Annotated in this window: 6 protein-coding genes; 4 read left to right on the top strand and 2 right to left on the bottom strand. The window is 61.3% G+C overall.

Annotation, left to right across the window (positions count from 1 at the left end):
* Positions 1-828: MFS transporter (locus tag ACRXB1_RS30715; RefSeq protein WP_449494186.1), on the bottom strand; the 828-nt coding region annotated here is incomplete at its 3' end.
* 121 nt (positions 829-949) lie between these two features.
* Complete coding sequence (locus ACRXB1_RS30710; protein WP_449494185.1) at positions 950-1954, bottom strand: GlxA family transcriptional regulator; 1005 nt, start codon at positions 1952-1954, stop codon at positions 950-952.
* A gap of 120 nt (positions 1955-2074) precedes the next feature.
* Between ACRXB1_RS30710 and ACRXB1_RS30705 the strand changes: the two genes are divergently transcribed.
* The 4 genes from ACRXB1_RS30705 to ACRXB1_RS30690 all read left to right on the top strand — a co-directional run bounded on the left by ACRXB1_RS30705 (position 2075) and on the right by ACRXB1_RS30690 (position 4636).
* On the top strand, positions 2075-2758 hold the full coding sequence (locus ACRXB1_RS30705; protein WP_174364935.1) for a DJ-1/PfpI family protein: 684 nt from the start codon (positions 2075-2077) through the stop codon (positions 2756-2758).
* Between the two features lie 69 nt (positions 2759-2827).
* On the top strand, positions 2828-3130 hold the full coding sequence (locus ACRXB1_RS30700; RefSeq protein ID WP_062172523.1) for a DUF4148 domain-containing protein: 303 nt from the start codon (positions 2828-2830) through the stop codon (positions 3128-3130).
* 47 nt (positions 3131-3177) lie between these two features.
* Positions 3178-3462 carry a DUF4148 domain-containing protein gene (locus tag ACRXB1_RS30695; RefSeq protein ID WP_449494184.1) on the top strand — a complete coding sequence of 95 codons (285 nt, stop codon included), beginning with the start codon at positions 3178-3180 and terminating at the stop codon, positions 3460-3462.
* Between the two features lie 106 nt (positions 3463-3568).
* A complete protein-coding gene (locus ACRXB1_RS30690; protein WP_449494183.1) occupies positions 3569-4636 on the top strand; it encodes a hypothetical protein in 1068 nt (355 codons plus the stop codon).
* The last annotated feature ends 169 nt before the right edge of the window (positions 4637-4805 follow it).

Below are 4805 nucleotides of genomic sequence, written 5' to 3'. Positions count from 1 at the left end.
AATGATCGCGTTCTGATCGAGTACGTTGTACTCGTAGTAACCTGACCAGCATTTCTCTACACGCAGCGCCTCGAATTCCGGCACACGATGCGCAAGCGTCGGCCAGATGACGTCGTCGAAGATGGCGAACAGTCCGCCAAAGCCCACTGCTATCACTGAAAGCGTCAGCCAGACCTGCGCGCGACGGAACACGCCAAGTTCGCGCCGGGGCGTGGCGCCGCCTGCATGAATGGGCGGGAGGAACACGCGCACGCCGATCATCGTGAGAATGCCGAGCGTGCCGACGAGCAGGAAATCCGCGCGCCAGCCAAGCCATTGGCCCAGCCACGTTGCGAGCGGCACGCCGAAAATATTCGCAATGGTCAATCCAAGCATCACACGTCCGACGGCCCGCGCACGGCGGTCGGGCGGCACGAGAGACGCCGCCGTCAACGCGGCCACGCCGAAATACGCGCCGTGCGGCACGCCCGAAATAAAGCGCGCGACCAGCAGCAGCGTGTAATTCGGTGCGAGCGCGCTTAGCAGGTTGCCGAACGCGAACATCAGCATCAGGCCGATCAGCATGGCGCGGCGCGGGATCTTGGCAAAAAAGATGGTGATGAGCGGCGCGCCGATCACCACCCCGAGCGCATACGCGCTGATGATGTGGCCCATGGTGGGCAGGGATGTATCGAGGCCGTGCGCGATGATCGGCAGTATGGTCATCGAAGCGAATTCGCCCGTGCCGATCGCCAGGCCGCCGACAGCGAGCGCAACTTCGGCCGGACCGGCGCCATATGGGGCGATGACACGGCCCAGCGGATCGTTCGGGATATCGATAATGGACATGGGGCGGGAAATATGGGTTAAAGCGTGCGCAATGCAGCATTATCCCCATTTTTCAAGGCGATGGCACGGCGCAACCCGCGGAATTTCGGCTTTATGTAGTTTGTTGCACCGCCGCGTTGCGTCATGACTGCGTCCCCGAATCCGGATCTCCGCCGTAAGCCGAAAATCTCTCGCGATATGCCTGCGGCGATACGCCTGTCGAGCGCAAGAAGCTGCGCCGCATGGTTTCCTCGGATCCAAACCCGCAGCGCGCCGCGATACGTTTGATGGGAAATGCGGTATCGCCGAGCAGGCGCCGTGCTGCTTCGAGCCGCAACTGGTCGATCGCGCGCGCGGGCGTCACGCCGGTTTGTGCCCTGTAGTGCCGCACGAAACTGCGCTCGCTCATGCCGGCGCGTTCGGCGAGCGTCGCGATCGATAAATCCGACGCCATGTTTTCCGCGATCCACGCATGCAATTCGCCAAAACGGTCACCGGCTGTTTGCAGCGACAACGTCGCGCTGAATTGCGCCTGGCCGCCGGGACGCTTGAGAAACACCACGAGTTCGCGGGCGACATCGAGTGCGAGTGCGCGGCCGAGGTCATCCTCGACTAGCGCAAGCGCGAGATCGATGCCCGCTGTCACGCCCGCCGACGTCCACACCGCGCCGTCGCGGATGAAGATCGGCGCAGCGTCCACGAGCACGTCCGGGTAGCGTTCGCCAAGCAGTTCGCAATGCGCCCAGTGCGTGACGGCGCGGCGTCTGTCGAGCAGACCCGCGGCGGCGAGCAGGAACGCGCCCGTACATACCGACGCCACTCGCCGCACTTGCGACGCGCGTTCCTTTACCCATGCGACCTGCGCCGCATCTTTCGATGCCGCATGCACGCCCCGGCCGCCCGCGATGATCAACGTATCGGTCGGTTCGTCTGCCGCCGGCAACGGATGCGCAACGAGCCCAAGTCCGGCAGTGCTGTGGACCTCACCCGCAATCGCGGCGATGACCCGTGGCACGTAAGGCGTGCTGTATCCCGCCGCAATCGAGAGTTCGTTCGCCGATGCAAAAACCTGCAGCGGGCCTGAGACATCGAGTAACTGGACGTCGGCAAATGCGTAAATATCAATACGGCGAGGCGTGCGATTCATCTATGGCCCGCATGACAATTGGCGTGAAACGAGGGTTAATTGACTATTACGCCAAATCGTAGCGGGGTATCGTCAGGGCGTCCAGTTCGATCGTCCACCTTTTTCGTAGGGCTTTTCACCATGACTCTGCATATCGGCTTCCTTGTTTTCCCCGGGGTCCAGCAACTGGATCTGACCGGTCCCCACGATGTCTTTGCATCCGTTTCAGGCACACAGGTCCATCTGATCAACAAGACGCTTGAGCCCGTGAAATCGAGCAGCGGACTGTGGCTCACGCCCTCCATCACCTATGCCGATTGCCCGCAGCTCGACGTGATCTGCGTGCCGGGTGGCATTGGTGTTGGCGAACTGATGGAAGACGAGCTCGCGCTCGACTTCATCAAGCGGCAGGCTGCGAACGCGCGTTTCGTGACGTCGGTCTGCACGGGCGCACTGGTTCTCGGCGCAGCCGGATTGCTGCGCGGGCGCCGTGCAACCACGCACTGGGCGCTTCATCATTTGCTCGATCAGTTCGGCGCGATTCCTGTCAAGGCGCGCGTGGTGCAGGACGGGAACCTGATGACCGGAGGGGGCGTGACGGCGGGCATCGATTTTGCGCTGACGCTTTTGACCGATTTGATTGGTGAGACCGAGGCGCAAGCCATCCAGCTTCAACTGGAATACGCGCCCGCGCCGCCCTTCGATTCCGGTACGCCCGACACCGCGCCGAAGGCAGTATTCGACCTTGTGTGGAATCGTGGTGAAGCAGGGCGCGCAATTCGCACGGAGATCGTCAAGCGTGCGGCTGCGCGATTGAATCCATAACGCCTCGACGGCCGGTATCGATAATTTCCGGCTTCACGACGGCGTGCTTTTCACTGGGAGACCGCCGTCATGTCACGCGTCCGGATTGCATCGATCACACTGCTTGCGTCACTGGGAATCATCGTGGGCGCCACGCCCGATTCTTTCGCTCAGAGCGCGGACGCCGCATCGGCTGCGCAGCCGATGTCGAAACAGGCCCAGAAAGCGCAACGCAAGGCCGACAGGAAAGCGGTGCGCGCGAAGAACTCGGCGGAGCTGGGCGAACTGGAGAAGAACGGCTATAACCCGGGTTCGGATCACAACGAATACCCCGAGGATCTGCAAAAAGCGCAGAGCAAGGTCAACGCCGAACATGGCCAGACCGGCCAGTAGGTCGGGCACGCGCAATGCGCTTTGATGGTTATAGCCCGGAGGCCACCATGTCGAAATTTCATCTTGTAAGTACGAGTTTTGTAGCCATGACGCTGACTATTGCAACGGTCGCGTCGGGCCAGGCACAAACTGCGCAGCCCAACAATGCGCCGGTGACGCGGGCGTCAGAGAAGGCGGATTTGAAGAACCTCGAAGCGCACGGCTACCAGCCAACAGCGAACGATCCCAGCTATCCGAACGATATCCAGCGTGCAGAGAAGGCTACGTACGGCTCCGGTGCGACGGGCTCTACTAGCTCAAGCAAGACAATGTCGCCGTCCACGCCGCAGTAATCCGCAGCGTTTCTGCAGAGGAATTGCGGGTCGGGGAATGAAAGTTGCAGCGGCAGCGGTTCGCCGGGCGGCGCTGTGCTGCCCGCACTACCGTGGCCCAAGCTGAATGAGAAGAAAAGCCCTTCTGTCCGCTATGTTGTGCGTCTGCATTACCGCTGGAGGCTGTTCCGCCATCGGTCCGAAACGGCTCAAGGCCGATCAGGTCGATTACGCGAGAGCCCTTGGTGAAGCGAAAAAACGCGAAATACTTGCGGCCCTCGTGGGCATCCGCTTCGCTGATTCGCCAGCGTTCCTGAGCGTCAGCCAGATCATCGCCGCATACACCTTCGATGCCACCGCCGGTTCCACCTTCAGCGCCGGCGATACCACGCAGAACTTTGCCGCCGCAACGGGCAGCGTGTCTTACTCGAACCATCCTACGTTCACCTTCACACCGACGACCGGCCAGGCTTTCGCCACCGCATACATTCGTCCGCTCGCGCCGGGGCTGGTGTTGCCGTTGGCCGAAAGCGCGATTCCCATCGACTTGTTGCTGCGTATAACCGCGCAATCCATTGGCGGTTTGCAGAACGCAAACGCGATGGGCGGCCCGAACGCGAACGGCAGCGTCGGTTTCTTTGAGCTGATCCAGGCGTTCCGGCGGCTTCAGCTCGCCGGTCAGTTGAACGTGGAAACGCGCGATGAAGACCACGTGAGCCGCGTGTACATCACGCTCGGCGCGACCACGAGCGGCGAGAACGAGGAGACGTCGAAGGATCTGATGCTCGTGCGCCGGCTGCTGAAATTATCGCCGAAGACCAAAACGTATGAAGTCGTCTACGGGCAATCGGCCCTGCGCGGCGAACGCATTCCAATGGTCACGCGCTCCGTGCTCGGCATCCTCACTGACCTGGGCGCCCAGGTCGATGTACCGCAGGAACTCGTGGAACATGGCTCGACGAAGCCGACCATCGGCTTGATCGGTGTGGAGACGCGGCCGACGATCGTGGTTCATGTCGGCAAGAAACCGCCGGAGGATGCCTACATCGATATACAGTACGGGCCTTCGCAATACTGGATCGACCGGGGGGATTTCGATTCGAAGTACGCGTTCACCGTGGTGCAGATGCTGATGGCTCTCGCGGAATCCAATCAGGACGCCAAGACGCCGATCGTGACGATCCCGGCGAATTAGCGTCCCTGTGAAGCGTCAATGTGCATCGCCGCGGCCAGGTGGGGTCGGATTGAGCATGGTCGACTTGTATGAGAAGTTCGGGAAATCCTTTTGCAACAGGTTCAGCATTTCGATGGCCGAGAACGCCGGAATGGACTCGGGTACGAACTGATATTTGATCTGCGTGGCG

The sequence above is a fragment of the Caballeronia sp. M23-90 genome, assembly GCF_053574605.1.
Note: the sequence above shows the minus strand (reverse complement) of the source record. Positions and strands in the feature narration are given on the sequence as shown.

Coding starts and splice junctions, on each gene's coding strand:
- ACRXB1_RS30695 (WP_449494184.1), top strand. CDS start 3,178: ATGTCGAAATTTCATCTTGTAAGTACGAGTTTTGTAGCCATGACGCTG.
- ACRXB1_RS30690 (WP_449494183.1), top strand. CDS start 3,569: ATGAGAAGAAAAGCCCTTCTGTCCGCTATGTTGTGCGTCTGCATTACC.
- ACRXB1_RS30710 (WP_449494185.1), bottom strand. CDS start 1,954: ATGAATCGCACGCCTCGCCGTATTGATATTTACGCATTTGCCGACGTC.
- ACRXB1_RS30700 (WP_062172523.1), top strand. CDS start 2,828: ATGTCACGCGTCCGGATTGCATCGATCACACTGCTTGCGTCACTGGGA.
- ACRXB1_RS30705 (WP_174364935.1), top strand. CDS start 2,075: ATGACTCTGCATATCGGCTTCCTTGTTTTCCCCGGGGTCCAGCAACTG.